Annotated in this window: 25 protein-coding genes; 5 read left to right on the top strand and 20 right to left on the bottom strand. The window is 65.6% G+C overall.

Going from position 1 to position 25,277, the window contains the following annotated elements; all coding sequences use genetic code 11:
- Nucleotides 1–840 (top strand): alpha/beta fold hydrolase, encoded by an 840-nt coding sequence (locus tag R3P93_RS09985; protein WP_149407675.1) that lies wholly within the window; start codon nucleotides 1–3, stop codon nucleotides 838–840.
- Between the two features lie 44 nt (nucleotides 841–884).
- Here R3P93_RS09985 and rraA read toward each other — a convergent pair whose 3' ends face one another.
- Together rraA and R3P93_RS09975 are read right to left on the bottom strand one after the other, a co-directional pair.
- Nucleotides 885–1,364 (bottom strand): ribonuclease E activity regulator RraA, encoded by a 480-nt coding sequence (rraA, locus tag R3P93_RS09980; protein ID WP_037186639.1) that lies wholly within the window; start codon nucleotides 1,362–1,364, stop codon nucleotides 885–887.
- Nucleotides 1,365–1,388: 24 nt separating this feature from the next.
- Nucleotides 1,389–1,772: a DUF5313 family protein gene (locus R3P93_RS09975; RefSeq protein WP_094638507.1), complete on the bottom strand. Its 384-nt coding sequence runs from the start codon at nucleotides 1,770–1,772 to the stop codon at nucleotides 1,389–1,391.
- 225 nt (nucleotides 1,773–1,997) lie between these two features.
- On the opposite strand from R3P93_RS09975, the gene R3P93_RS09970 reads away from it, so the two are divergent.
- Nucleotides 1,998–2,300 (top strand): WhiB family transcriptional regulator, encoded by a 303-nt coding sequence (locus tag R3P93_RS09970; RefSeq protein ID WP_149407677.1) that lies wholly within the window; start codon nucleotides 1,998–2,000, stop codon nucleotides 2,298–2,300.
- Here R3P93_RS09970 and R3P93_RS09965 read toward each other — a convergent pair.
- Both R3P93_RS09965 and R3P93_RS09960 read right to left on the bottom strand, forming a co-directional pair.
- Nucleotides 2,269–3,021 carry a MerR family transcriptional regulator gene (locus R3P93_RS09965; protein WP_149407745.1) on the bottom strand — a complete coding sequence of 251 codons (753 nt, stop codon included), beginning with the start codon at nucleotides 3,019–3,021 and terminating at the stop codon, nucleotides 2,269–2,271. The genes R3P93_RS09970 and R3P93_RS09965 overlap by 32 nt on opposite strands.
- 205 nt (nucleotides 3,022–3,226) lie before the next feature.
- A complete protein-coding gene (locus tag R3P93_RS09960) occupies nucleotides 3,227–4,432 on the bottom strand; it encodes a lipase family protein (protein WP_068045185.1) in 1,206 nt (401 codons plus the stop codon).
- Nucleotides 4,433–4,547: 115 nt separating this feature from the next.
- Between R3P93_RS09960 and R3P93_RS09955 the strand changes: the two genes are divergently transcribed.
- Nucleotides 4,548–6,140: a succinic semialdehyde dehydrogenase gene (locus R3P93_RS09955; protein WP_255183219.1), complete on the top strand. Its 1,593-nt coding sequence runs from the start codon at nucleotides 4,548–4,550 to the stop codon at nucleotides 6,138–6,140.
- Between the two features lie 24 nt (nucleotides 6,141–6,164).
- Here R3P93_RS09955 and R3P93_RS09950 read toward each other — a convergent pair whose 3' ends face one another.
- The 7 genes from R3P93_RS09950 to R3P93_RS09920 form a co-directional block, all read right to left on the bottom strand.
- Nucleotides 6,165–7,568 carry an outer membrane protein assembly factor BamB family protein gene (locus R3P93_RS09950; RefSeq protein ID WP_317532940.1) on the bottom strand — a complete coding sequence of 468 codons (1,404 nt, stop codon included), beginning with the start codon at nucleotides 7,566–7,568 and terminating at the stop codon, nucleotides 6,165–6,167.
- A 135-nt stretch (nucleotides 7,569–7,703) separates the two neighbouring features.
- Nucleotides 7,704–9,650: an MDR family MFS transporter gene (locus R3P93_RS09945; RefSeq protein ID WP_394855285.1), complete on the bottom strand. Its 1,947-nt coding sequence runs from the start codon at nucleotides 9,648–9,650 to the stop codon at nucleotides 7,704–7,706.
- Between the two features lie 57 nt (nucleotides 9,651–9,707).
- On the bottom strand, nucleotides 9,708–10,193 hold the full coding sequence (locus R3P93_RS09940; protein WP_068045167.1) for a MarR family winged helix-turn-helix transcriptional regulator: 486 nt from the start codon (nucleotides 10,191–10,193) through the stop codon (nucleotides 9,708–9,710).
- A 141-nt stretch (nucleotides 10,194–10,334) separates the two neighbouring features.
- Nucleotides 10,335–11,363 carry an ABC transporter ATP-binding protein gene (locus R3P93_RS09935; protein ID WP_317532938.1) on the bottom strand — a complete coding sequence of 343 codons (1,029 nt, stop codon included), beginning with the start codon at nucleotides 11,361–11,363 and terminating at the stop codon, nucleotides 10,335–10,337.
- 25 nt (nucleotides 11,364–11,388) lie between these two features.
- A complete protein-coding gene (locus R3P93_RS09930; RefSeq protein ID WP_394855279.1) occupies nucleotides 11,389–13,032 on the bottom strand; it encodes an ABC transporter permease in 1,644 nt (547 codons plus the stop codon).
- Nucleotides 12,998–14,035, bottom strand: coding sequence for an ABC transporter substrate-binding protein (locus R3P93_RS09925; RefSeq protein WP_317533078.1), 1,038 nt, complete (start codon nucleotides 14,033–14,035; stop codon nucleotides 12,998–13,000). Before R3P93_RS09925 ends, R3P93_RS09930 begins: the two co-directional genes overlap by 35 nt.
- A gap of 117 nt (nucleotides 14,036–14,152) precedes the next feature.
- Entirely contained in the window at nucleotides 14,153–15,442 is a 1,290-nt protein-coding gene (locus R3P93_RS09920; RefSeq protein WP_317532936.1) for a plasmid pRiA4b ORF-3 family protein, read from the bottom strand.
- A 78-nt stretch (nucleotides 15,443–15,520) separates the two neighbouring features.
- Between R3P93_RS09920 and R3P93_RS09915 the strand changes: the two genes are divergently transcribed.
- Nucleotides 15,521–15,871: a VOC family protein gene (locus tag R3P93_RS09915; RefSeq protein WP_317532935.1), complete on the top strand. Its 351-nt coding sequence runs from the start codon at nucleotides 15,521–15,523 to the stop codon at nucleotides 15,869–15,871.
- Here the strand turns inward: R3P93_RS09915 and R3P93_RS09910 are convergent.
- From R3P93_RS09910 to R3P93_RS09870, 9 genes are all read right to left on the bottom strand, one after another.
- On the bottom strand, nucleotides 15,862–16,971 hold the full coding sequence (locus R3P93_RS09910) for a TDT family transporter (protein ID WP_317532934.1): 1,110 nt from the start codon (nucleotides 16,969–16,971) through the stop codon (nucleotides 15,862–15,864). The two genes, R3P93_RS09915 and R3P93_RS09910, sit on opposite strands and share 10 nt — an antisense overlap.
- Nucleotides 16,972–17,039: 68 nt before the next feature.
- The gene (locus tag R3P93_RS09905) at nucleotides 17,040–17,948 is read right to left on the bottom strand and encodes a LysR family transcriptional regulator (protein WP_317532933.1); all 909 of its coding nucleotides are present in this window, start codon (nucleotides 17,946–17,948) and stop codon (nucleotides 17,040–17,042) included.
- Nucleotides 17,949–17,972: 24 nt separating this feature from the next.
- Nucleotides 17,973–18,830, bottom strand: a complete 858-nt coding sequence (locus tag R3P93_RS09900; protein WP_094669712.1) for a GIY-YIG nuclease family protein — start codon at nucleotides 18,828–18,830, stop codon at nucleotides 17,973–17,975.
- Nucleotides 18,814–19,989: a DNA cytosine methyltransferase gene (locus tag R3P93_RS09895; RefSeq protein WP_255183192.1), complete on the bottom strand. Its 1,176-nt coding sequence runs from the start codon at nucleotides 19,987–19,989 to the stop codon at nucleotides 18,814–18,816. Before R3P93_RS09895 ends, R3P93_RS09900 begins: the two co-directional genes overlap by 17 nt.
- A 35-nt stretch (nucleotides 19,990–20,024) precedes the next feature.
- On the bottom strand, nucleotides 20,025–20,969 hold the full coding sequence (locus R3P93_RS09890; RefSeq protein ID WP_317532932.1) for a copper resistance D family protein: 945 nt from the start codon (nucleotides 20,967–20,969) through the stop codon (nucleotides 20,025–20,027).
- A gap of 16 nt (nucleotides 20,970–20,985) precedes the next feature.
- Nucleotides 20,986–21,531, bottom strand: a complete 546-nt coding sequence (locus R3P93_RS09885) for a copper resistance CopC family protein (protein WP_094638514.1) — start codon at nucleotides 21,529–21,531, stop codon at nucleotides 20,986–20,988.
- Complete coding sequence (locus tag R3P93_RS09880; RefSeq protein ID WP_068045127.1) at nucleotides 21,528–22,187, bottom strand: YcnI family copper-binding membrane protein; 660 nt, start codon at nucleotides 22,185–22,187, stop codon at nucleotides 21,528–21,530. The genes R3P93_RS09885 and R3P93_RS09880 overlap by 4 nt, the downstream gene beginning before the upstream one ends.
- Nucleotides 22,188–22,230: 43 nt before the next feature.
- Nucleotides 22,231–22,785: a hypothetical protein gene (locus R3P93_RS09875; protein ID WP_068045053.1), complete on the bottom strand. Its 555-nt coding sequence runs from the start codon at nucleotides 22,783–22,785 to the stop codon at nucleotides 22,231–22,233.
- Between the two features lie 14 nt (nucleotides 22,786–22,799).
- Nucleotides 22,800–23,450: a DUF6474 family protein gene (locus R3P93_RS09870; protein WP_037186611.1), complete on the bottom strand. Its 651-nt coding sequence runs from the start codon at nucleotides 23,448–23,450 to the stop codon at nucleotides 22,800–22,802.
- Between the two features lie 107 nt (nucleotides 23,451–23,557).
- Here R3P93_RS09870 and R3P93_RS09865 point away from each other — a divergent pair, with 107 nt between their 5' ends.
- Nucleotides 23,558–25,171 carry a TM0106 family RecB-like putative nuclease gene (locus R3P93_RS09865; RefSeq protein WP_394855278.1) on the top strand — a complete coding sequence of 538 codons (1,614 nt, stop codon included), beginning with the start codon at nucleotides 23,558–23,560 and terminating at the stop codon, nucleotides 25,169–25,171.
- Nucleotides 25,172–25,277: the final 106 nt, after the last annotated feature.

Below are 25,277 nucleotides of genomic sequence, written 5' to 3'. Positions count from 1 at the left end.
ATGGCGCACATCAACGTCGGAACCGAGAACTCCACACCCGTCGAGGTCTACTACGAGGATCACGGCACCGGGCAGCCCGTCGTGCTCATCCACGGCTACCCGCTCGACGGCAACTCCTGGGAACGTCAGTCGCGGGCGTTGCTCGACGCCGGCTACCGCGTCATCACCTACGACCGCCGCGGATTCGGTCAGTCGAGCAAGCCGACCGTCGGATACGACTACGACACCTTCGCCTCCGACCTGGACAAGGTGCTGACCGAGCTCGATCTGAACGATGTGATCCTGGTCGGATTCTCCATGGGCACAGGCGAACTCGCGCGCTACGCCGCGAAGTACGGCACCGATCGCGTCGCGAAGTTCGCGTTCCTCGCCTCGCTCGAGCCGTTCCTGCTGCAGACCGACGACAACCCCACCGGCGTTCCTCAGTCGGTGTTCGACGGCATCGACAGTGCTGCTCGCGAGGACCGCTTCGCCTGGTTCGACAATTTCTACAAGGACTTCTACAACCTCGACGAGAACCTCGGGACCCGCATCAGCGAGGCCGCGGTCCGGGCGAGCTGGAACACCGCGACCGGCAGCGCTCCCGTGGCTGCTTACGCCGTCGTGCCCACCTGGCTCGAGGATTTCCGCGGCGATGTGGAGAAGGTCCGTGAATCGGGCAAGCCGACGCTGATCCTGCACGGCACGGCCGACAACATCCTGCCGATCGATTCGACGGGCCGGCAGTTCCACAAGGTGTTCCCGGAGGCGACGTACGTCGAGGTCGAGGGCGCACCGCACGGGCTGCTGTGGACGCACTTCCAGGAAGTGAACGACGCGCTGCTCGCGTTCGTGAAGTAAGAACATTGCGGCGGCAGGCATTCTGGCCTGCCGCCGTACGTGGGTCAGACCGCGACGACGCCGTCGTGGTCGCTGTAGACGATCTCGCCCGGGTTGAAGGTCACTCCGCCGAAGCTCACCGGGACGTTCTTCTCGCCCGAGCCGGTCTGAGTGCTCTTGCGCGGGTTGGTGCCCAGTGCCTTGACGCCGATGTCGAGTGTGCGCAGGATCGCCGAGTCGCGCACCGCGCCGTTGACGATGACACCCGCCCAACCGTTGGTGACGCCGCGTCCGGCGATGATGTCTCCGACCAGCGCGGTATGCACGCTGGCATCGCCGTCGACCACCAGTACGCCACCGTTGCCGGGTTCGCTCAGGGTCTGCTTGACCAGCAGATTGTCCTGGAAGCAGCGAATGGTGGTGATGGGGCCCGCGAACTCCGTGTGCTTGCCGAACTGGATGAACTGGGTGTCGCAACTGCGGATATCGGGACCGATCTCGTCGGCCAGATCAGCTGTTGCCTTGAATTCCACAGGTGACGTCATGCGGCACAGACTATCGCTCGCACATCAACCGCGGCCGTGACGCCGTTCGTAGTCGTCACGAGTGCGGTCGACCCGGCTCTGGGCCTTGGCGTTGATCATCTGCGGGTCGAGGCCGTGGATCAGTAGCCGATGCCGCCGATAGACGTTCATCAGCGCGATCGAGAAGTAGACCAGCGGAATGAACAGCAGCGACATCATCGCCAGGGACATCCACAGCGGTCCCGGGATCAGCAGGAACAGCAGCAGTAGCGGAACGATCGGAAGAACGAAGCGCGCGATGTAGCGAACCTGGGCGCCATTACCCACCAGATCGTTTCGAACCCAGTCTTGCATCGACGCGGGCAGGACGCGTCCGAACGTGTACCCGAGGAACTGCATGGGGCTCGGGGTAGAGCGATCGGTTGTCATCGCGCAATGCTAGTCCGACCTGTCTTGGTATATGTCACCGTTGACTGCGGTTTATCTCATATGTGACGCTAACGTCAGTTTGTGAGGCGGACCGAAGGACTTCGACAGTGATCGATCGCAGAACCCTGCTCAGCGCACGTGCCGCGGACGGCGGACTCGGGAACTGGCGCGCAGTCACATCCGGCAACACCCGCCGACTACTGAATCTCTGATCGAAAGGGGTGGATGCTGCCGATGAGAACGCAAGCAATGCAACCGATCTCCGAGCACTGGGATTGGCAGATGAACGCTGCCTGCCGCTCGATGCCGGTCTCGATGTTCTACCCGCCCCTGGGACTGCGGGGATACTCGCTGAGAAACCTCGAGCGACAGGCGAAGCTCGTGTGCGATCGATGCCCCGTGATCGCGCGCTGCCTACAACACGCACTCGACTCGGACGAAAAGTACGGAGTCTGGGGTGGATCGACCGCACACGAGCGGTCAGTGATGGCTCGCGTCAACCCTGGCGAGCGGCGTTCGCAACGATGACGTCGCGAAGGTACTGCGCCAAGCCTGGCGCAATCTCGTTGTAGTGCTTGGCAAATCGCTCGTCCGCGATGTACATCTCCGCCAGGTTCACCTGCATCTCGTAACCGCAGTCGTAGTACCGTTCGATCGATGCCCGATGACGCTCGGCCAGTACCCCGGCCTCGGCGGAATCCGGTGACACACCCCGCTGCATCGCGGCTGCGAGATCCGCTTCGAGGAGATCGGCCTCGTCCTTGATGGCCTTCCAGTCGTCCTTGGTGAACGACGCCGTCCGCTCCTGCGACTGCTTCCACTCGTCGGTTTCGCCCCAGCGTTGCTCGGCTTCCTCTGCGTACTCTTCGCCGGTCCAGTTGTCACCGAAGATCTCGCGCTGCTCCTCGGGAGTCAGTTGCATACCCATCTTTTTCGCCTCCATCATCTTGTCCACGGCCGCAGCCATTGCGTGCAAGTGATCGATTCGCTCGTTCAACAACTCTCGCTGCCGACGCAGATGCGCCATGGCGTCGACCGAGGGATCGTCGAGCAACGCCGCGATGACGTCGAGCGCAAACCCGAGCTCGCGATAGGTCAACACCTGATGCAGCCGCTCGACATCGGCCGACGAGTACGTCCGATAGCCCTTCGGAGTTCTGCCCGACGGCACCACCAACGCGATCTCGTCGTAATGATGCAGCGTCCGGACGCTGACACCCACCAACCGTGCGACAGTACCGACCTGCATGCTGTCCTGGTCGCTGCCGAACGTCTCGTTGCCGACGAAGGAAGAATCACTCACGAAAGACACTGTGCTGCCTCCCGTGGCGTGAGGGTCAAGCGCTGCTGGCCTTCATGGTCGTTCCGCAGGCTCCACTGCTGACGAGCTTCCATGGTCGTTCCGCAGGCTCCACTGCTGACGAGCTTCCATGGTCGTTCCGCAGGCTCCACTCCTACCGGGTCACACGTTCGCACCCGGAGGTGGATTCTCCGGCGAGGCGCTGCCCGAGCCAGTCGTACGCACCGGGACGGCCGTTGGTCTGCGCCACCGAATGATCTCCGGGAACCAATTCGAGGCGAACCGACGCTCCCGCCGCGCACCACTGGTCCTGCACGGCCTCGGCACCTTCCTTGGGAATGAGGAAGTCCTGCAGCCCCTGGTAGATGTAGATCGGTGCGTCCGGCGTCGTCTGGCCCATCCGGTTCTCTTCGACGACGGCCTTGGTGATCGGGTGGTCGAAGACATCAGGCACGTTGGAGAGGTTTCGCTGGTCCAGCAACAACAGGCCCGAATACGACAACACATCGACGCATTGATCCTTCTGCGCCAAAGCCAGTCGCTTCCCGTTGTCGTTGGCGAGCTCCCGCATCTCCGGGTACTCCCTGGACAATCCGATCGTCGCCGCAGTGAACAGACCGGAACCGATCTGGCCGTTCAGTGAGGTCTGCAAAATCTTGTAGTCGGTCGGCGGGCCACCGAACGCGACACCGGCGATGTTCAACTCGGGCGCGTACTCGGGAGCCAACTGCGCTGCCCAACCCGAGGCGATGGCACCGCCGGAGTAACCGGTGATGCCGATCGGCGCGTCCGCAGCCACTCCTGCACTCTGGGATGCGCGTAAGCCGTCGAGCACTGTGTGTCCGGAGACGAGACCGGCCGAATAGGCCTGCCGAGGACCCTGGTAATCGGTGACGACGACCGTGTAGCCGCGGTCGAGCAGAATCCGGACCTGATCGACTTCCTTGTTGTTGCCGCGCGGCAGCGTGTACGACGGCGCGCACTGATTACCGAGCGAGTCCGTTGCCTCGTTGTACGCGATGACCGGACGATCTCCGGCTCCGGTCCACGGCGCGGTGGGCGTCAGGACCGTCGTCGCCGCGGCGATGGGTCGGTTCTTCGAATCGGTGGAGCGGAAGAGCAACTGCACGGACGACGCCTCGGGCGTGACCGCGACGTCGCGACGGTTCAGCACTGTGCCGGGCTGCAGGTTCTCGTACCCGGCAGGCGGGTCGAACCATGGATCACCGAGTGAGGTGGGGAGATACGCATCCGGATCGCTCGGCGGAGCGATGAAATCCTGCAGTGGATCGGCCTGGGCCGACCCTGCGAACGACAGCATCAGTGCCGCGGCTCCGGCCAGAACGAATGCCTTGCGCATATATTTCCCACCCTGTAGCTCCGTACGCCCCGACGTCCGGTAGACCACTGACCATCGTGCCACAGGATTCGGTAATTTCGGCCCTGTGAAGTGAGCCGAAGACCAGGTAGGTTGTCTGTTACTCAAAACACTACTCACCAGTAGGGACCAGTCCATGCCAGCACCGTCCGCCTCGACCTTCTCCCGGCTCGCCGATCTCATCGCCATCCCCGACGCCGAATCGCGGCCGACGAAAACGATCACCGAGGTGTTCACCGGCAAGGAGCTGGCGACCATCCCGGTGGGCACCGCCGCCGACGCGACCGCTGCGATCGCGCGCGCACGCGCAGCTCAGGTGGCCTGGGCCAAGCGTCCGGTGTCCGAGCGCGCCGAGATCTTCCACCGCTACCGCGACCTGGTGCTCGCGCACCGCGACGAGCTGATGGACATGGCGCAGGCCGAGACCGGCAAGTCTCGCGCCGCTGCTCTCGAAGAGGTTCTCGACATCTCGATGACCGCTCGGCACTACGCGCGGACCGCCGCCAAGCTGCTGGCTCCGAAGAAGGTCACCGGCATGCTGCCCGTGCTGACCAAGACCCGGATCCGCTACCAGCCCAAGGGTGTTGTCGGAATCATCTCCCCGTGGAACTACCCGATGACCCTCGCGGTGTCCGACGCCATCCCGGCACTGCTGGCAGGCAACGGCGTGGTGCTCAAACCGGACAGCCAGACGCCGTACTGCGCGCTCGCCTGCGTCGAACTGCTCTACAAGGCCGGACTGCCCCGTGACCTGTTCGCTGTGGTTCCCGGCCCGGGTTCGGTGGTGGGTACCGCCATCGTCGAGAACACCGAGTACGTCATGTTCACCGGCTCCACCGCCACCGGTCAGCTGTTGGCCGAGCAGGCCGGGCGTCGACTCATCGGATTCTCCGCCGAGCTCGGCGGCAAGAACGCGATGATCGTCGCCAAGGGTGCCAACCTCCGGGAAGTGTCCGACGCGGCCGTGCGGGCCTGCTTCTCCAACTCCGGCCAGCTCTGCATCTCCATCGAACGTATCTACGTCGAGAAGTCGATCGCCGCGGAGTTCACCGAGAAGTTCGGTCAGCGGGTGCGCAACATGAGCCTCGGAGCCGACTACGAATTCGGCATCGAGATGGGCAGCCTCATCTCCGAGGATCAGATCAAGACGGTCTCGGCCCACGTCGACGACGCCAAGGTCAAGGGCGCGACCGTCGTCGCAGGCGGCAACGCACGCCCCGACATCGGCCCGCTGTTCTACGAGCCGACGCTGCTGACGAACGTCACCGAGGACATGGAATGCGCGGCAACCGAGACCTTCGGGCCGCTGGTGTCGATCTACCCCGTCGCCGACGTCGACGAGGCCATCGAGAAGGCCAACGACACCGAGTACGGACTCAACGCCAGCGTGTGGGCCAAGACCAAGGCGCAAGGCGAAGCCATTGCGGCGCGGCTGCATTCGGGCACCGTCAACGTCGACGAGGGCTACGCGCCGACGTGGGGCACCACCGGCGCCCCGATGGGCGGCATGGGTGTGTCCGGTGTCGGACGCAGGCACGGTACCGAGGGGCTGCTCAAGTACACGGAATCGCAGACCATCGCGACGACGCGTCTGCTCAATCTCGGTGGGCCGCGCGGACTTCCGCCGAAGCTGTGGGCAAAGATCATGCCGCCCTTCGTCAAGGCGCTGAAGTACATTCCGGGTCGGTAAGCAGCGTCGACGACGGGGGAAGATCTATCTCGCTCGTAGCAGCGAGATGCTCAGTGCCCTGGTGTAAATGGAATCGGTGTAGATCGAGTCGGTGTCGACTCGATCGAACATCGGCCACGACTGCCGATCGATTCCCTCGTCGTCGAGTGCGGTCGTGGGTATGTCCCACACCGTGGATCCGGTTCTGACGTCGATTCCGCGCAGCACTTCCGGTCCGAACAGCGTGGCGACGTCGCCGTCGAGGGCACCGACCTCCGCGAAAGCCCCCGATTCTCGACTCCACAGCGTGGTCCCGGTGTCGAGGTCGATCGCGGATTCGGTGGCCGTGTCGGTGTTGCGCAGCAGTGCAACCGAACCCGTGACGGCGTAGGCAAGGCCGTTGGTGGACAGGAACGCCGCGGCGGGGCCGGTGATGTCCGACGGAACGGCCCAGACCAGACTCTCGTCGGTCCACACGGGGTCGGGATTCGGCGGCCGATAGCCTCCCGTTCCGAGCAGTAGCGGACTCGACCCGGCGGGGGAATCGAACGTCGGTTGCTGCAGGGTCACGGAATCCGTTGCAGCGAGCACGGTTCCGTCGGTAGCGATGATTTCCGAACCCACGATCGCATTCGGGTCCGAGCAGTCGGCCCGCGCCACCCGCACTGCGCCGTCGCGCGAGGCGACGCCCGATCGGGCGCAGTCGGGAACCGTTCTGGACCAGAGGTTGTCGCCGGTGTCGAGGTCGAAGGCGAACACTCCCCGGCCGTCGTCGAACAACCCGATTCCGTTCTCGGTGTGCAGTGTGGACGCGAACGGTGCGTCAGGCGAGGCCGTGGAATCGAACTGCACCGACCAGTCCGCGTCGAGGGCGTCCGCAGTGCCGCGAGACACCGTCGCCCTCGCACCATCGCGCACCGCCCGGGAGGTGTACACGTGGCCGTCTGCGGTGGTCAGACTCGTGATCGGAAAGGCCGCGTCCCGAGTGCTCGATTCCCCGGATTCGGTGTCGACAGCGAGGATTTCGGATGTCGTGCCGGTGTTGGCGCGGTAGCAGACGACCTGCCCGTCGACGAATTCCTCACCGCAGCCCACGATATCGTCCGCGGGGGTGCGCCAGCGCACCGAGCCGTCTGCGATGCTCGCGCCCACCAGGGTGGCGTCGACGAACTCCCTGCCGTCCAGGCGGCCGACGAGCGTGACGACCGTCGACCCGTCGGAGATGGAACCCGAGTGCATCGAATCGGTGTCGCTGCCCTGGACGGGATCGCGAAACTGGCCGCCCTCGATACCCGCATCCGAGGGAGTGAGAGTCCACCCGAGTCCGGGAGCGGACACCGTTGCACCGTCGATGGGGGTGCCGGGCGTCCGCTGTTCGGTGGCGCACGATGCACAGACGAGCACTGCTACCAGGACTGCGGCGGCAGAGATCTGGCGGCGACGTGTCATGAGCGATTCTCCCGCCTGTGCAGAACCGAAAGAAGGTGGCCGGTCCGTTCTTGGAGCATAGAGAACGAAAATTCCCCGCACTCCCGGTGGGGGTGCGGGGAACTGCCGTAACGCTTGGCCTGGTCGGCGTTGGGCCTAGTTGACGCTGTGTCCGTTCAATCCTGCGTGTGCGTAGTGATTGCGACTGTCGGGAATGTGGTTGTCTCCCAACACTCGAGCGATCTGCTGCTCGCTGAGTCCGAGGCGACGGAGTCGCTCGCACACTGCATCGAAATCGAGCATCTTGGCGTCGAGTTCCTGCTGCAGTTCGATCACTTCGGCGCGGATGGTCTCGGCCTCGTCCAGTGCGGCCAACGTGTCCTTCGGCTCGGGTAGCAGCAGTGCGAGCAGTCGATCACGTGCGTCGGTGCTCAGACCCTCGAAGGGGCGCTGTCCCGGTTGAGCCTCGTGCCGACCCTCGGCGCGACGATGGGCGTCGTACTCGGCCTCGCGCTCGGCGGAGACGTACTCCTGCGTGTCACCGAAGGACGGAATCTCGGCGAGCTGGTCCTGCGGCTCGCCCTTGGGTCCCTGCGCAGGGGCCGTCGCGATGTCGATCGTCTGGCGCAGTGGGCGATTCGGAATGAAGATCACCGCGATCAGCGTGACGATCGCAACGAAGCCGGCGATCATGAAGATGCGTCCGGTCGCGTCGCCGTAGGCGGTGCGGACGACTTCGAGGACCGGCGCGGGCAGTGCGGTGAGATCGAGTGATCCACCGCCACCCGACGAGCTGTCGACACCGAGCTGGGCCAGGCCTGCCGCGGACTTCTCGGCAACCCGAGTTGCCAGGAGCGAGCCGAGAACCGAGACGCCGATCGCGCCGCCGAAGGTACGGAAGAACGCCACCGTCGACGATGCCGCACCGACGTTCTGCACACTGACCGTGTTCTGCACTGCGAGAACGAGATTCTGCATCAACATGCCGGTACCGAGGCCGACGATGGTGATGAAGATGCCGACCGTTACCAGGCTGGTCGCGTGGTCGATCGTGCCCAGGAGCAGGAATCCGACGACCAACAGAACGGATCCGGTGACGATGAACGGCTTCCACTTACCGAACTTGGTGATGAGCTGACCGGAGCCGACGGAGGCGACGAGCATGCCGAACACCAGAGGGATGGAAAGCAATCCGGCCTCGGTGGGGGTGTAGCCGCGAGCGGTCTGGAAGTACTGGCCGAGGAAGGTGGTGGCTCCGAAGAGGCCGACGCCGACGGCGATGGACGCGACGATGGCCAAGCCGGTGGTGCGCTCGGTGACGATCTTGAGCGGGATGATCGGCGACTTGTGACGCGCCTCGACGATGATCGTCAGGATGAGCAGCAGCACTCCGCCGCCGACCAGGTAGGCCGTCTCACGGGAGAGCCAGGCGTAGTAGTCGGCCTTGCCTGCGAACGAGACCCACACGAGGAGAACGGAAACACCTGCGGTGAGCAGAAGTGCACCGAGCCAGTCGATGGAGACGTTGTCCTTGCGGATGGTCTTGATGTGCAGGGTCTTCTGCAGCAGGCCGAGGGCGATGACGGCCAGCGGTACGCAGACGAAGAAGCACCAGCGCCAGCCGAGCGGGCTGTCCACGATGACGCCGCCCAGGATCGGGCCACCCGACATCGACACGGCCATGACGGCACCGGTGTAGCCGGAGTAGCGGCCGCGATCACGCGGGGAGACGATGGTGCCGATGATGGCGATGACGAGAGCCGTCAGACCACCCATGCCGATGCCCTGCACCACGCGAGCGGCCAGCAGGACCGGCACGTTGTGCGCGAAGCCGGCGATCAGTGAGCCTGCGACGAAGATGAGAATCGCGCTCTGGACCAGCACCTTCTTGTTGAACAGGTCGGCCAGCTTGCCCCAGATCGGAGTGGACGCGGCATTGGCCAGCAGGGCAGTGGTGATGACCCAGGCGTACGCGGTCTGCGAACCCTTCAGATCACCGATGATGGTGGGCAGTGCCGTCGAGACGATCGTGGTGCTCAGCAGCGCGGTGAACAGCGCGGCGAGCAGGCCGGTGAGGGCTTCGAGGATCTGGCGATGCGACATCGCGTCGGGATCGACGACTGCCTGATTGGGCGGAGTATCCGCAGATGTGGTCATGTCTTATCTCGCAATCGATTCAATACGTGCCACGTCCTGATGCTGGGCGTGGGCGTCTTCGGTGAAGGTGTCGTTCAGTTTGCGGATCGAGTCGAGTGCATCGAGTGCCTCGTCCTCGCTCCAGCCGCTCAACATTTCTGCCAGGCGGCGTGCGCGTCTGTTCCAAATTTGTGTCAGTCGAACCTGACCGATGTCCGACACACAAACCCGTGACGCCCTTCGGTCGTCGGGATCGGGATGTCGATCGATGTAGCCGAGGTCGACGAGGTCCGCGATCTGCCGGCTGAGGGCCGACTGACTGACGCACAGCCTGCTGGCGAGGTCGGTCTGCCTGCATTCACCCTCGGTCGCCAGGATGGCCAGAACTCCGGTCAGGGCCTGCGGCAGTGGTGAATCCTCGACTCCGGTGGTCACGGCCCGCTTCAGCGTGCGCCCGAAGAGGAAGACCTCTTCGACCAACGACTCCGCTGTCGTGGATTGAACTGCCATGAGTACTCCAACGCCGATGTCCATTTACTTGCTGTCTGCAACCATATATATAAATACATGTGCTAAGCAAATAATATTCCTGTCTGGTGGGTCACAGTGGTCGGTCGGCTGCTGATCGGGTGGATCCGCGGTCGAGGCTGGCTACCGCGGGTAGAAGAACGACCGCCGGACGGTCAGCGCGACGGTGTCACCCACCTCGGGACGCGGTCCGCGTACCGAGCATCGGAAGTCCACATCGCCGGAGCGCACCAGAACATCGCTGGCATCGCGGCCGAAGAGTGACGAGGTGACGGTTCCCTTGGTGGTGCTCTCGCGCTCGCCGTCGGGCACGAGCTCGATATCGGTCGGCAGGATTGCAACCGTCCCGGGGCCGGAGCCCTCCGCCGCGAGTGTCAGGGAGCCCGAGGTGAAGGTGCCGTGGGCGACGGTGCCGTCGACGAGGGTGGCGTCGGACAGGAAGTGGGCGACGAACGCCGACGCCGGAGCGCGCACCACGTCCTCGGGTGTACCGATCTGCGCGATGCTGCCCCGATCGAGGACGACCACCCGGTCTGCGAGGGCGAGGGCCTCGGTGCGATCGTGCGTGACGTGTACGACGGTCAGACCGGCTGCGCACGTCAGAGATCTCAGCTCGAGGCGAAGCCGGTCTCGCAGTGGCTCGTCCAATGCCGAGAGCGCCTCGTCTAGTAGTAGTGCCCGTGGCGAGCCGACCAGAGCGCGCGCGAGGGCGACGCGTTGCCGCTGACCACCGGACAGCGTCGACGGGTCCCGGTTCTCGAGCCCGGGCAGCCCGACGAGCTCGAGCACGTCGGCGACCTTCTTCGTGCGCTCCGGTTTGGAGACCTTGGCCAGTTCGAGTGGGTAGGAGACGTTGCGCCCGACGCTGCGGTGCGGCCACAGGGCGTGCTGCTGGAATACCATGCCGAGCTTGCGCGACTCGGGAGGCGTCGAGAGTTGTTCGCTTGCAACCACATCCGGTCCGATGGAGATCGAACCGGCAGTCGGGGTCAGGAAGCCGGCGACGGTACGCAGCAGCGTGGTCTTACCGGAGCCCGACGGCCCGACGAGTGCGACGAACTCGCCATCGGCAATCTCCAGGTCGATGCCCTCCACGCCGACCGTGCCGTCGTGGTACCGGAGGCCGAGACGTTCGATCGTGATGGCAGACATCGGTTCTCTCTTCTCAGCGTTGGATCTACGGTCGCCCGGCTCGGGTGGACGCCACGAGGCCGAGGCCCGCGAATCCGACGAGCGCGACGAGTAGGGACAGGGCGGAGGCGGCGTTGTAGTCGCCGGCCTGCTGCAGGTTGAAGATGGACACGCCGAGGGTCTGTGTACCCGGAGCGACGAGGAGCACCGACATGGTCAGCTCGCGCACTGCAGTGAGAGCAACGAGCACCGCACCGGTGACTGCAGCGGGGATCGCCATCTTCCACGGCACGTCCCACAGCGATCGAAGATGTGACGCGCCGGAGGATCTGGCGACTTCTTCGAGGGCTGTCGGAGTGGAACTCAGCGGTGCTCGAACGGCCTGGACGACGATCGCGAGGAACGCCATCACGTAGGCGCACAGGATGACCCACTTGGTGTCGAACAGTCCGGTGTACCGGCCGATGATCAACCAGCCCACTGCGATGACGAGGCCGGGAATCGCCTGCGGCAGCATCGCTGCCAGATCCAGGCCGACGTTGTCGCGAGACCTGGTGCGGGTGGTCAATACCCCGATGGCCAGGCCCAGGAATCCGCAGACGACTGCGGCTCCCAACGCCAGCGTCACCGAATTCTGAATGCCGACGAGGGTTCCCGGTGCGGTGACCGCGCTCTCGATACTCTGCAGCGTGAGATTGCTCCAGGTGAGCGGCACGCCGGGAGCCGGAAGCAGGGCCTGCGTCGCCAACGCCAGGATCGGCAGGACCGTCAGAACGAGGCCGAGGATCCACGCAGCGAGACCTGCTGCAATTCGGCTGCGGCCCAACGGAAGTAGCTGCGGGGCCGTGACCGCACCGTCGAGCTGAACGGAGCGACGCCCCAGAACGCGGTCGAGTGCGACCGCGACCACGGCCAGTGCGAGGAGTCCGATGCCGATGGTGGAGACCACCTCCAGTGGTCGATCGACGGTGCCCGACTGGATGTATCGGTACACCATGGTCGACAGGGTGACGTAGCGCTCGGGCAGTCCGACCAGCGCCGGGATGCCGAAATCGGCCAGATTGGACACGGCCGTCAACGTCAGCGACGCCAGGAGAGCAGGACGCAGCAGTGGCAGCGTCACATCGCGCATGGCTCGCCAGGGAGATGCCCCGGCAATTCGAGCCGCCTGTTCCAGATCGCCGGGTACGCGTCGGAGCGCCGCCGAAATGATCAGGTACGCAATCGGATACGAGTGGACCGTCAGCAAGAAGATCACTCCGTCGCCGCCGTAGATGTTCCACAGCGGTCCGCCGCCGAAGGCGTCGTTCCAGTACGAGTTGATCATCCCGCTCGGGCCCAGCAGGCCTGTCCAGGCGATCGCGCCGACGAACGGCGGAATCAGCAACGGGCTGAGCAGAATCAGGCGCAGTACCGATCGGCCCGGCAGATCGGTGCGATCGAGAACGAGGGCCATGATGGTCGCAATCACCACCGCCGCGGCCGCCGACACACCGGCCGACACGACGCTGTTGGTAGTGGCCGACGCGATTCCGCCGTCGAGCAGCTCCTGTATGTGGTTGCCGCCCAATCCGATCGAGACCACGGCCGCCAGTGGAGCGCCGACCAGGGCCAGTACTGCCAACCACAGGCAGGCGCGAACCCAGGTGACGCGGTCAGCCAAGAAGATCGTTGAACGTGGCGACGGCATCGGGCTGGGAGGCGGTGATGGTGTCGAGGTCCGGGTTCAGCAGTTCGATGTCGTCGAGAGCGGGCGCGCCTTCCGGCGTGCCGACATCGGACCGAACCGGCAGGTACTGCTGCTCGACGGCGATCTCCTGACCGCGCTTGCTGACCAGGAAGTCCACGTACTTCTGCGCGGCCTCCTGATTGGCCGAGTCCTTGAAGATTCCGGCCGGTTCGGAAATGTACGGGACGCCATCGGTGGGGTACGACGCGGCGATGGGCGAGCCCTTCTCGGCCAACTCGCGCACCAGGTAGTCCACCACGATCCCGACCGGCTGGGTGCCGGCCGCGACGGCCTGAGCGACCGGGCCGTTGCTCTCGGCGACCACGGGTTCGTTGGCGACGAGATCGGTGAGCCACGGAAGGCCGAGGTCTTCCTGGCCCAGCCAGACGGCGGTGTTGAACGCTGCCGCGCCGGACACATCGGGATTGGGCAGCGTGATCCGGCCCTTGTACTGGGGGTCCGCCAGGTCCTTCCACGATGTCGGGGGCTGCGAGACGGTCCCGGTGTTGTACGCGATGACCGTCGGGATGATGCGGGTTCCCACGTAGTAACCGTCGGGATCGACGACGTTCGGGTCGAGGGCGTCGACGTCGGCCGGGGTGTACTGCAGCAGCAGATCGTCGGCCTTGTACTTCTCGAACGTGGGGGCGTCCGCGGCGAGCAGGACGTCGGCACCGATGGAGCCGGTCTGCCGCTCCGACGCGATGCGCGCATTGAGATCTCCGGTGCCCGCGCGGAACACCTGTACGTCGATGCCGGGGTTCTCTGCGGTGAACTCGGCGTTGAGAGCGTCGATCTTCGCCTGCGGCTCCGAGGTGTACACCGTGAGAGTGCCGCCGGCCCGGTCGCCGTCTCCACCGGCATCGGGAGCCGCAGGCTCGGAGCAGGACGCGAGGGTGAGAGCGGCTGCGAGACCGAGGATTCCACCGGTGGCAACGCGACGAACAGTGTTCACTTGGTACATCTCCTGGAAGCATCGAGCACGGAAGTTGCTCATGCTTCCGACCTGAATCGACACGCAGACATGTGTTGTGGGAACTGCACGTGTCGCCGGGGTGAACGACTCGGGGGCAGGGGTTGACTACCCAGCTCGAGACGACAAGGCGTGTACCGCGAACTGCCGTCCCCAATCCGGCCCGGCCCCTTCACGACCCAGGGTCGACGGCACAGCGCCGATCAGAGTCAGGAAGTCCAAGGTCGGTCGAGCGAGGTACTGGGCGTACGGTCTCTCCCTCTCGGGGATCATCCATCCGAGCGCCTCGAGGCTTCGGAAGACCAGCGAATTGCGTTCGTCTACAGAGCAACTCGCCGCAACCGACACCAGGAGCAGGACGTCCGCGTCTTTCTCGTACTGCTCGCGCCCAACGGGCATCCGAGCCGCGGCGTGTGACCACAGGCGGACCGGGTCGGTGGCGAGGGTGTTGCCCAAACGGGTGCGAAGAAGCCGCTCCTTCAGGACACGAACGAGTCCGAGTTGCGTCACAGCAGTCCGAAGCCAGTGCACCTGTTGATGGTCCACCTCGCGGTTGGAGCTTCCGAACCATCTGGTACCCCACTCGAGCTCGGTACGCATCGCCGCAACGTCCCTGGGCGGCACATAGCCTGCAGCGGTCAGTGTGATTCCGTCTTCGCCCACGCGCGCCAGCATCCACGTCAGCTTTTCCATTGCCGATGCCGCCACTGCAGGGTCCACCTGATCCACATCGACATCGACGCGCGCGAGGACATCGGGCAGATCGGGGTGATACTCGAGGGGCCCGCGTTCGAGAAGCGAGCCGAGTTTGGGTAGCCGTTCCCGTACGCGACCGGCCAACTCCGTCACCGCGCGCCGCAACGCGATTCTGTTGTTCGCGTCGGCCACCGCGAAGCGCTCGTCGAAGTCGCCCGCCCAGAGCTTCATGTGGTCGTGCTCAGGATGGTCGGTATCAGCGAGAACCTTCAGCAGTTCGGCGTAGCCCGACGAGCCGCCGCAGTCTTCGGGTGGGCAGGCGCGGTCGCCGTCCAGGCAGGCTGCAGTACCGGCTACGGGCGATACCTCTTCCACGACCAGGTGGTGTGTCCATCCGTCACCGAAGTCGTACTCGTACCCGAGACGATCCCCGACGGCACCGAGGACGTCGTCCACCCGAACGCCGTCTTCGAGTGTCCCGGTGCCGCCGTCCCACTCCTCGAGCGAGGACTTCATCTCGTAGCGTCGAGTGCTTCGAAGAGGATCGTCGCCGACGAAGAACATGTGCAGATGTCGGTCTTCCCAACCCATGACGTCCTGAATGACGTCGTGCAGCTCGGGCAGTGTGGCGTCGGAGGCGATGGTGAACCGCCGCCACACCACCGGCTCGACGTCGGCCAGAGTCACCCTGATCGTCAGCATCGTCAGGATCGTCCATCATGTGTGAGATGTTCGTCGAGCACGTCCCCGCGGGGACGTTGTCGCCGATACAGTCCGGGCATGGATGTTCTGCGCGCGATGCCATTGCTCACGGTCACCGATCTCGATGCGGCGCTGGACAAGTACGTCCAGGTCACCGGCATGGAGGTGGTGATGAATCACGGCTGGATCGCCACGCTCGCTCCGGCGGGCGACAGTGCGGCGCAGCTCAGTCTGATCACCACCGATCCCACCGGGCCGGTCAATCCGTCGGCATCGATCGAAGTGGACGACGTGGACGCGGCGTACCGGGCAGCGATGGACGCCGAACTCGAGATCGTCTACGAGATCACCAACGAGGAATGGGGAGTCCGCCGATTCTTCTTTCGGGATGCAGGCGGCAACGTCGTGAACGTGCTGTCTCACCTGTGATCCGGATGCAACAACTCTCCGTGCCGGATTCCGCGAACGGTTCGGGTGGCCACGGTGAGCCAGGCGGCGAGCAGTAGGACATACAGGGCAACGGCCAGAGCCTGCACCGCACCGAAGTTCAGCGCATGACCCAAGGCAGTCGCTCCGGTGACGCAAGTCCCGATGGGGAACGTGAACGACCACCACGTCAGCGAAAACCCCAGGTTTCTGCGTGCCGCGTGCACGGTCAGAGCTGTCGCCAGCGCGAACATCAGCATTCCGAAGCCGCCCATGATCAGCCCGTAGCCGATACCGAAGACGTGTAGCCCGACGGCGACCGACGCCTGTGTACCGGTGAACACCATCGATGCGTCGGTGCCCAGCAGGTTGGCCGCCGTGATCGACTGGCCGATCAACCCCAACGTGATCCACACGGTCGGGGCCGCGTCGACGGGCGGCAGACCGCCGTGCAGCAGGTGCCCGTAGATCAGAGTCAGCGTGATCATCCCGACGATCAGCGACAGCCCGAACATCGCATAACAGGCGCACAGCAGCGCCAGCCGCCACTGGCCCTCGGGTAGGTGCGGAAGCAGCAACGCCCCTGTCGACGCCGACACCATCGGCGGCACCACAGGCATCAGCCACGCGGGCAGGGCTGCGACGTCACGATGATCGGACGCGGTGATCATTCGATACGGAACGACGACACTGGTGAGCAGACCGGCGATCGTCCCGGCGATCCACAGGCCGGCGAACAGCGTGGTGGCTGTGGTGGGGCCGAGTACGTCCGCGCCGAGTAGGCCCGCTCCCGCGCCGACGGTGAGCATCGCCATGGGCGGAGCGCCGTAGAACTGCACCATCACCGGGTGTCGGGCGTACTCGACGGCCCGGTCGCGGTGCCGGATCCAATGCCGCGCGAAGGCTCCACCGATCACGGCCAGCGCCGTAGCGGCGATCACCCATACCGCAACGGCAAAGACGTGCAGTGTAGGAAACTGCACAGGCAGAGTTGCGGCCGCAGTGGCGACGATCCCGGTACCCATCACCGCGGCGAACCAATTGGGGGTGATGTGCTCGAAAGTCCTGGGATGCACAGCGGGGGTGAGGGCGGTGACGGTCATGACTTCAGCGTGCGCGTAGCCGGTCACGTCCGGTAGGTGCCGAAATGTTCGTTACCCATAACTGGACGTTATGGCTGGGTCTTTGCCGCCACGGACAGCAATTCTGCGGCGGGGCCGGTGGGGATGCGGCCGGACGGCCAGATCGCCCTCAACTCACGACGCAGAGTCAGTCCTGGGATCGGTACGCGGACCAGGGTTCCCGCGGCCAACTCGGGGGCGACGGCCAACGAGCTCAGCACGGCTCCGCCGATTCCCGCACCGACGGCGGACTTGATCGCCGTCGTCGAGGAGACCTCGAGAAACGGCGACATCGGCTGCCCGAGACCCGCTGCAGCCACCGCGCTTTCGTAGGCCGAGCGCGTTCCCGACCCCGCCTCCCGCGTCACCAGTGCGGTGGCGACGATCTCGGCGGCCGACGGCGCGGTGATTGTCCAGGCGTGATCCGGTGCCACCACGAGCACCAGTTCGTCGGTGGCAACGGTCCGATGATCCAGATCCGCAGGCACAGTGGGACTTTCGATGAAGCCGAGGTCGGCAGCGCCCGCAAGTACCTTCTCGGCGACCACTGTGGAATTGCCCGACGTGAGGCTCGGAACGATGTGCGGAACGAGCGTGTGCAGCGTGACCAGCCATCGGGGCAGAAGATATTCTGCGACAGTCTGACTCGCGGCGATCTGCACATGGCCGACGCGTTCGGCGTGCAACGTGGCGATGGCCGTCGCCAGATCCTCGGCGGACCGCACGACCGGCGCTCCCCAGCTCGCGACCAGCTCGCCGAACTCGGTCAGCACCGTTCCGCGTGCGCCCCGTTTCAACAATGGAGCGCCGACCCGTCGCTCCAATGCACGGATGCGCGCGCTGGCCGCCGGCTGCGACATGCCGTGCGCTCGACCCGCTCGCCCGATGCTGCCGAGCTCGGCGACCGACAGCAGCAGGTCGATGCTGGTGAGATCGGCAACGTGAGGGGGGAGCGGCACAGGGCGAGCGTACGACGACCCGAGTCAGAACTCGCTGAACAGGTCCAACTCGCCTTCTGGGTCGGTGGCTCCTTCGATGTCTTCGGGCTCGTCGTCCGAGTCCGGGGCGCGCTCGTGCAGCACCGAACCCACCAGCGCGGTGACGTCGATCGCGGCGGGATCGGGAATGGGATGCCCCTCGACGAAGGCGAGTCGCTCGGCCGACAGGTAGGCCAGGCGCACGGCCTGGACCACGAGGACGCGTCGTAGACCCTCGGAGACCTCGCCGCGTTCGCGAGTGACGGCTGCCAGCCGTGAGATGGTCTCGGCGCGGCGCGCGATGCGAATGTCGGGGTGCCCGCGCTCGCGGCGGGTCTGCTCGGAGATCAGCGACCGACGCAGTGACGCGGGGAGTGCGATGGGCTCCGAGACCGGCGGAATCTTCTCGTTGAGGATCGCCTTGTGTCGAGACTTGTCGATGGCCTCGAGGTACGCCGTGTACTCGTGCGCATTCAGATCGCGCTCGGCTGCGCGGAACTGCTCTGCGCCGTCGGACTTCTTGAGATCCTCGTACTGCCACAGAGGCCAGATCTCGATCTCGGCGACCTCGAAGACGTCGAGTACCCGCATCGCGACGGCGTCGGTTCGCTGATTGGTCAGATGACGCTGCACCCGGACGCTGAGCTTCTCCTTGGTCTGCCCCACGTAGATCGGCTCACCGTCGTAATCGTAGAACGCATACACGCCCCATTTGGCCGCCGACCATACTCGGCCCTGATCGTCTTTCTCGCTCAGCACTTCTCGCAGTGCGGTGCGAAAGGACTGCACGTCGTCCGCGGGCAGAGTGCTCTTGCGCGGAGCGACGGCGGACGACCGCAGCGAGGACTTACCGTGACTGGACATGTGCGGCAGTCGAACTCAGGGTCCCGCTGACCAGCGGCATCAGATAGTGCTCGGCGAGCCAGGCGACCACGGGAACGCACACCGCATCACCGAAACCGAAGAGCGCCTGGTTGTTTCGCAAACCGTCGAGTGTGTACTCGCCGGCACCCATCAGGCGGGCGTATTCGAGTGGCGTCATCCACCGCACCTGCAACCGGCCGTTGCCCATCTTGACCACCGCTTGTTTGGACGAACCGCCACGGGCGGTACGGAGGCAACCGGAGATGTCGTCGGGGCGAGCTTCCCAGACGGCGACGCCGTTACGGGTGCGACGGTAGGCGGTACGGTAGCTGACCTTGCGGGCCTTCTTCAGGATCTCGATGCGCTGCAACTGAATCGGCGACAAGGACTGCACGAATGCTGCGGTACGGTCTGCATCCCACCACCGCTCGTCGCGGTAGTCCATGCGCTCGACCAGATCACCGAGGCCACTGGTCAACGGAATCGGCGGACTGGGCAAGGGTGCCCGATGGGTCAGCAATGTCGAATCGCCGTACACCGCTTGCAGCCAATCCGGCCGAAGCTCACTGTTGGGATCGCGCGCGTCCTCCGGGGGATTCTGTGCACCGACCAGGAAAAGGCGCGGACGCGACTGCGGAACGAAGCGTCGAGCATCGATGGTGAGGACATCCACGGAGTAACCGAGCTGGTTGAGCTCCCGGACCGCTGCGGCCAGATCGTCTCCACCGTGACTGGTCGCCAGCCCGACGACGTTCTCGAGCGTCACCACCTCGGGTCGAGCATCACCGAGCTCGCTCAGTACCCGCGTGAAATGCCGAAACGTCGACGAGTTCTTACCCGCGAGCCCGGCCCGGCCGCCGGCCAACGACAGATCGGTGCACGGAAACGACGCCCACGCCAACGACAGCCCCTCGGGCAGATCGTCTCCTCGAGTGCGTGCGACATCGCCGAGCTGAAAATGGCCGGCCTCGCCACCGAAGTGCTGGCGGTACATGTGATGCTTGTCGCGCTCGATGTCGTTGGCCCACGACACCTCGAAACCGGCCTGCTCCAAGCCCATTCGCACCAGGCCGATACCGGCGAAGAACTCCGCGACAGTATGGATCCGACCGAGCGCAGGTGCCGAAGAACCACCCGGCACCACAGTCAACTTCGGCATGCACCCAGGCTAGTACAGAGCACCGACAAGCTTGGTTATGCAGTGGTCGCCAGCGCCGCAGCCAAGCCGAACGCCACCGCCAGCAGGCAGATGTGCGCTGCGGCTCGGCCCACCGAGTGCTCGACAGTGGATCGGTGCGCGGCGACGGTGGGTAACCACGTCCCACGGATTCGGTGAGCGGACGCGATCAGGATCACCGTGACGAGAAGCTTCGCGAGAACGATTCGGCCGTAACCGGTCTCGACCACGGCAGCAAGGCTGTCCAGCTTCAGGACCGCGTCGAGCACTCCGGTGGTGGCAACCCCGACGACGCACCAGAACGCGACTCGCGAATAGACCGGCAACAGCGTCGCCCACGCGGATTTGCTCCGTAGGCTCAGCGCCATCGCACCCAGGACGCCGAGCCACACCGACGCGCACACCACATGCACGGCGACGGCAAAAGACCCGAACGTGAACTGAGACATGTGCCCGGTGATCGGCCGAGCGACCAGCGCAAGGGATGCCAGCACGACCACCGGAATCGGTGACCAGCTCGCCCTCAGTCGATACCCGGCCACCCCGATGGCACACAGGGTGAGCGTCAGGATCACCGTCGCAGAACCCAGACGGCCCACCGAGATCGAGGTGGCGAACGTGGCGAAAGCGCTGGGCGACAACGTCAGTGGCGTGCGACCGGCAGAATCGGCTGCCGCGGCGGCCAGCAGAACGAACTCGGCCACCGCCCACAGTCCCGACAGGTAGCCGATCGCGCGCCACATCACCGGCGGGTCCACGGCGGGGCGTCGGGAATCGGAACTGGCGTCCAGGACTGCGAGAACCCCGAACCCCAACACCACCGAGCCCGACGCCACCGCGATCACCCGTAGCCACGACGACCCACCGGGAAAGGTGGGGAACGCCAGCGCGAACGCTGCCGCGACCCCCACCAGCGCCGCAGCTGCGGCGGCGAGTACCAGCCGAACACTTCTCTCGCCCACCGCAGCCACGTCGGTGCTACTTCCGGGTCTTGGGCTTACGGAGCGCGAATCCCAATGCCCCGGCGAAGGCCAGAACCGCCACGGCGATCAGCGCGATCCGACCGTAGCCGCCGAGGAACGAGCCCTCGGACTCCTCTGCGCTTCCCGACGCGTCGGCGGGTGCCCCCGGAGTCCCTGACCCCTCCTGCGTCAGCGTGAACGACGCTGTGCCGCTGACCGGATGGCCATCGGCCGAGGTAATGCGGTACGCGAGGGTGTACTCGCCGACCGGCCCCAGCTCGCCGACGTCGACGACGACGCTCTGGCCCTCGATGCGCGCATCACCCTTCGACCAGATGTTGCCGTCGGGCCCGACGACGTTGAGTGTGGCGAACTGCGACTGCGGCACCTCGTTGAACGACACGGACGCCGTGGCCGGAGACGCGTCCAGGGAGGACCCGTCGGCCGGGCTGTACCCGGTGACCTGCGAATGAGCCGAGGCGATCGGTGCGGCGATCAACAGCATCAGCAGTGCTGCGACCGAGACGACCAGCGCCCTCGTGGACAGGACCAGTGATCTCATGAGCGCCGCGCCCTGATCGTTGCACCGATGCCAAGGCCTGCGCCGACGGCACCGAGCACGAGTCCGACGCCGGCGAGCCAGCGGGCGGTGTTGTCCTCCGAAGACGTCGACGCCTGAGAGGCGGCGGTGGTCTCGGTGTGGGCGCTGCCGTGCGCATCACTGCCGGCCGCGGCGAGAGTCAGGGTGGGAGCGGGCAATTCGGGCTCGCTACCGTCCTCGGTCATCGGCTCGTTCCAGTCGACGACCTCACCGTCGGTGTAGGTCTGGGTGGCCGGGAACGAGACGGTCTCCTGCTCGGGCAGCGGGCCCGCCGAGAGCAGGAACTGCTGGAACTGGCCTGGCCCGACCTCGGAACCGGGGTTCGCCGTCCACGTCACCGATACCGCGAGATCGGCGGAGTCCTTCTCGACGGTGGATGTCCAGCCCGGAACGGGCTGTGTGCGAGCGGAATTGAGGCCGGGGAGGGTCACCTTGACCGAACTGGTCGAGGCGGTATCGGACTCGGTGGGAACGCGGAACGTCAGCACCGAGTAGCCGCCCTGCGCGGCGTCGGGAGCGGAGACGACGACGTGCGCGGACGCAGCGCCTGCGCCGATCAGCAGTGCGCCGACGGTGGCTCCCGAGACGAACAGGGCACGGGAAAGAGAGCTCTTCATGGGTTGGGTCATTTCTGTGCAGAGAAGCGGAAAAGGGTGTCGGTCAGAATGCCGACCGCGAGTGGAGCCCGCGGAACGAGCAAGACGACATCGGGGGACCGCGACGAGAAATGACCCAGTCCAGAGCGGTGCCGTCTACCGACGGAACAGCAACGGACATGGACACGCGACCGACGGCGGAACCGTCGGGCAGGGGAGTGAGGAGCGCGAGAATCGCTCGGACGATGGACGTGATGGGGCCGTAGAGGCGCTCGGCCGCGGCGATCATCAGGCCGGTGACGACCGAGGCGGCCGCGTGAAAGGCGATCATCGCTGTGCTGGGCAACAGTGAATGCGCGTGCATCTCCGCTGCACTGCCGAGGCTCAGCGCGATATGGGCGACGAGTTGTCCGCCCAGCAGAGCGGGAAGCAGCAGGACGGTCGAACGTCTGGGCAGGGCCGTCATGGCACCCACCCCGATGCTGACGACGACGAGCAGAGCCAGTGCGGAACCGTCGGGCCAACCGCCGCCGGCCATGCCGTGAGCGGCCACCGCGAGCGCCGCGGTGACGATACCGACAGCTCCGCCGCGAAGCGGGGCGGCAGAGCTGTCGGTCATCGGTTGTGCAGGGTTCAGCGCACGCCGAGGCGGGCGAGCAGATCGGCCTCGATGCCGTCGAGCTCGGCGGAGATCGCGGCGTGCGCGGTCTTGCGGCGAGCGGGCGGCATCTGCTCGGATGCGCGGACGGCGGTGGTCAGATCGTCCAGACGCTCGCTGATCGCGGCACCGAAGCTCTTGGTCTCGGGATCGGAGTGGCGCGCACCGATGGTGTCGAGCGACTTCTCGGCACCGGCGATGCGGGCACTGAGCTTTCCGCCGTGGCCGGTGTACTCGCTGAGCTGGTCGGGAGCGACACCGAGCTGCTGTGCCTTGCGGCTGTCCAGCTGCGCGCGAACGACGGTCGCACCGCGGTAGAGGATGGGAGCCAGCACCGGAATCAGCAGTCGAGCGATGCCGAGGTACTTGCGGATCTGAGCCACGCTGAGCGTTCCCTGTACCGCGGCCTTCTGCTGCGCCTTGAGAGCGGAGACCTGGGCCTTCTCGACGTTCTTCTGCGACTTCGCCTCCACCGCGCTGAGCTTGCGCTGCGCCTTGGCGATCGACTTCAACTGCTTGCGCTCGTTCTTCGCGCCCAGCTTCGCTTCGAGTGTTGCCTTGTGCTTGAGCGCCTTGGCCTCTGCCTTGCGAGTGGCTCGACCCTTACGCTTGCGGAACAAACCCATCGAAAAGGCTCCTGACGTGTGCTGCTAGGCGGGACAGTGCGTTACCCACACCCTATCGGGCGCTGATCTGTGCAGGCTGTCGGAGGGCTGACCTAGTGTCTAACAGTGTGAACGGTCAACGAGGCGCGGCAGCAACATCACCTGTGCCCGTGCTGCTCGATGCCGGATCGTTGACGCGGTGCAGGCATCGGCTCTATCTCGACACCGCGTACGGATCGTTGCTGCGCGGTGAACCCGAGAACCCAGGGGTGCGGCAGCGTCGAGAAGCAGCTCAGGCGCACCGCGAGAACGTTCGCGCGCAGCTGGCCGTGGACGATTCGACGCGGTGGATGGAGATCGACGAACCCACCGCCCGAGAGGCTGCCGACGCGACCGTCGCCGCCTGCCGGGCCGGCGTGGAACGCATCTGGAACGCGGTACTGCCCCTCGAACGCGACACCGGTCGACGCGGGCGCAGCGAACTGCTCGTCCGCGACGCGGCGGGCGGATACATCCCGGTGATCGTCGTCAACCACAAGGTCACCGACCCCGGCCGTGGGGCGCGCACCACCCCGCTCGATCAGTGGTCTCCGGCGATCGACGAGACTCGAAAGGTGCGCAGTCAGCTGCGCGATCAACTCCGGCTCGCGCACCTGTATCGGATGCTCGCGCACGAGGGCCTGGCCACGGCCACACCCGTCGGCGGCGCGGTGGGCTACAAGGGTGAATGCATGCTGGTGCACGATCTCGCGACGGTCCTCGACGAGTACGACACCCGCTTCGCGGACCGGCTCGAGGTGGCCCAGGGCGTCGCGTTCACCGTGCCCTCCCAGGTGAGCGAATGTCGTTCGTGTGCATGGTGGTTCGACTGCAAGCCGCAACTCGAAGCCGTTCGGGACGTCTCGCTTGTCGCCTCCGGGTCCCGCGCCGAGGTGTTGCGCAGCGCGGGCGTGCGCACCATCGACGAGTTGGCGCAGTGGACCGGCCCGGCTCCCGAGGAGTGGCCGTTCGGAAACTTCGACGACGCCGTGTCCGCCGCGCTGGCCTGGCGGGCGGACGTGCCGTTGCTGCGGCGCTCGGAGACCGTCTCGGTGCATCGCGCCGACGTCGAGGTGGACGTGGACATGGAGAGCTACCAGGAACACGGCGCGTATCTGTGGGGCACGCTGCTCACCGAGGCAGGCGGTCCGCCGCCGTCGTATCGCGGTTTCGTCACCTGGGACCCGCTGCCGACCGTCGACGAGGGACGCTCGTTCGCGGTGTTCTGGAACTGGCTGATGGATACCAGGGCCGACGCGGCCGCGCGCGGTAAAACCTTTGCCGCGTACTGCTATTCGCGGCAGGCGGAAGACAAGTGGCTGCTCGATTCGGCACGCCGTTTCGCGGACGTTCCCGGGGTTCCCACCGAGGCGCAGATTCGCGAGTTCATCGACAGTAAGCAGTGGGTGGACATCTACCAGGCCGTGAGTGATCAGTTCATCTGCCCGAACGGCAAGGGACTGAAGAAGATTGCGCCGGTCGCAGGATTCGCTTGGCGTGACGACGAAGCCGGCGGCGAGGCGTCGATGGGGTGGTACCGCGAGGCCGTCGGATACGACGCCGAGCCCGACCACACGCAGCGCGAGCGACTGCTCGTCTACAACGAGGACGACGTGCTCGCAACGAAAGTGTTGCGCGAGTGGATGTCCGACCGCGCGGAGAAGGAAATCCCGACGGTAGCGGACCTGCGCGCTCGCGCGTGACCCCGCCGCGATCGGCGGGGTCACCCGCCCGTGGTCAGAGGTTAAAGCGGAGCCCAGCGGGTAGCGCCGTCCATGCGGATGGTGTCACCGGTGATGTATTAGTGCT

This window comes from Rhodococcus cerastii (genome assembly GCF_033042195.1).
Classification (GTDB): Bacteria; Actinomycetota; Actinomycetes; order Mycobacteriales; family Mycobacteriaceae; genus Rhodococcoides.
The sequence above is the reverse complement of the archived record's forward strand: the minus strand, read 5'-3'. Positions and strand labels throughout refer to the sequence as shown.

Coding starts and splice junctions, on each gene's coding strand:
- R3P93_RS09985 (WP_149407675.1), top strand. CDS start 1: ATGGCGCACATCAACGTCGGAACCGAGAACTCCACACCCGTCGAGGTC.
- rraA (WP_037186639.1), bottom strand. CDS start 1,364: ATGACGTCACCTGTGGAATTCAAGGCAACAGCTGATCTGGCCGACGAG.
- R3P93_RS09975 (WP_094638507.1), bottom strand. CDS start 1,772: ATGACAACCGATCGCTCTACCCCGAGCCCCATGCAGTTCCTCGGGTAC.
- R3P93_RS09970 (WP_149407677.1), top strand. CDS start 1,998: ATGCTGCCGATGAGAACGCAAGCAATGCAACCGATCTCCGAGCACTGG.
- R3P93_RS09965 (WP_149407745.1), bottom strand. CDS start 3,021: ATGCAGGTCGGTACTGTCGCACGGTTGGTGGGTGTCAGCGTCCGGACG.
- R3P93_RS09960 (WP_068045185.1), bottom strand. CDS start 4,432: ATGCGCAAGGCATTCGTTCTGGCCGGAGCCGCGGCACTGATGCTGTCG.
- R3P93_RS09950 (WP_317532940.1), bottom strand. CDS start 7,568: ATGACACGTCGCCGCCAGATCTCTGCCGCCGCAGTCCTGGTAGCAGTG.
- R3P93_RS09945 (WP_394855285.1), bottom strand. CDS start 9,650: ATGTCGCATCGCCAGATCCTCGAAGCCCTCACCGGCCTGCTCGCCGCG.
- R3P93_RS09940 (WP_068045167.1), bottom strand. CDS start 10,193: ATGGCAGTTCAATCCACGACAGCGGAGTCGTTGGTCGAAGAGGTCTTC.
- R3P93_RS09935 (WP_317532938.1), bottom strand. CDS start 11,363: ATGTCTGCCATCACGATCGAACGTCTCGGCCTCCGGTACCACGACGGC.
- R3P93_RS09930 (WP_394855279.1), bottom strand. CDS start 13,032: ATGCCGTCGCCACGTTCAACGATCTTCTTGGCTGACCGCGTCACCTGG.
- R3P93_RS09925 (WP_317533078.1), bottom strand. CDS start 14,035: ATGTACCAAGTGAACACTGTTCGTCGCGTTGCCACCGGTGGAATCCTC.
- R3P93_RS09920 (WP_317532936.1), bottom strand. CDS start 15,442: ATGCTGACGATCAGGGTGACTCTGGCCGACGTCGAGCCGGTGGTGTGG.
- R3P93_RS09915 (WP_317532935.1), top strand. CDS start 15,521: ATGGATGTTCTGCGCGCGATGCCATTGCTCACGGTCACCGATCTCGAT.
- R3P93_RS09910 (WP_317532934.1), bottom strand. CDS start 16,971: ATGACCGTCACCGCCCTCACCCCCGCTGTGCATCCCAGGACTTTCGAG.
- R3P93_RS09900 (WP_094669712.1), bottom strand. CDS start 18,830: ATGTCCAGTCACGGTAAGTCCTCGCTGCGGTCGTCCGCCGTCGCTCCG.
- R3P93_RS09895 (WP_255183192.1), bottom strand. CDS start 19,989: ATGCCGAAGTTGACTGTGGTGCCGGGTGGTTCTTCGGCACCTGCGCTC.
- R3P93_RS09885 (WP_094638514.1), bottom strand. CDS start 21,531: ATGAGATCACTGGTCCTGTCCACGAGGGCGCTGGTCGTCTCGGTCGCA.
- R3P93_RS09880 (WP_068045127.1), bottom strand. CDS start 22,187: ATGAAGAGCTCTCTTTCCCGTGCCCTGTTCGTCTCGGGAGCCACCGTC.
- R3P93_RS09875 (WP_068045053.1), bottom strand. CDS start 22,785: ATGACCGACAGCTCTGCCGCCCCGCTTCGCGGCGGAGCTGTCGGTATC.
- R3P93_RS09870 (WP_037186611.1), bottom strand. CDS start 23,450: ATGGGTTTGTTCCGCAAGCGTAAGGGTCGAGCCACTCGCAAGGCAGAG.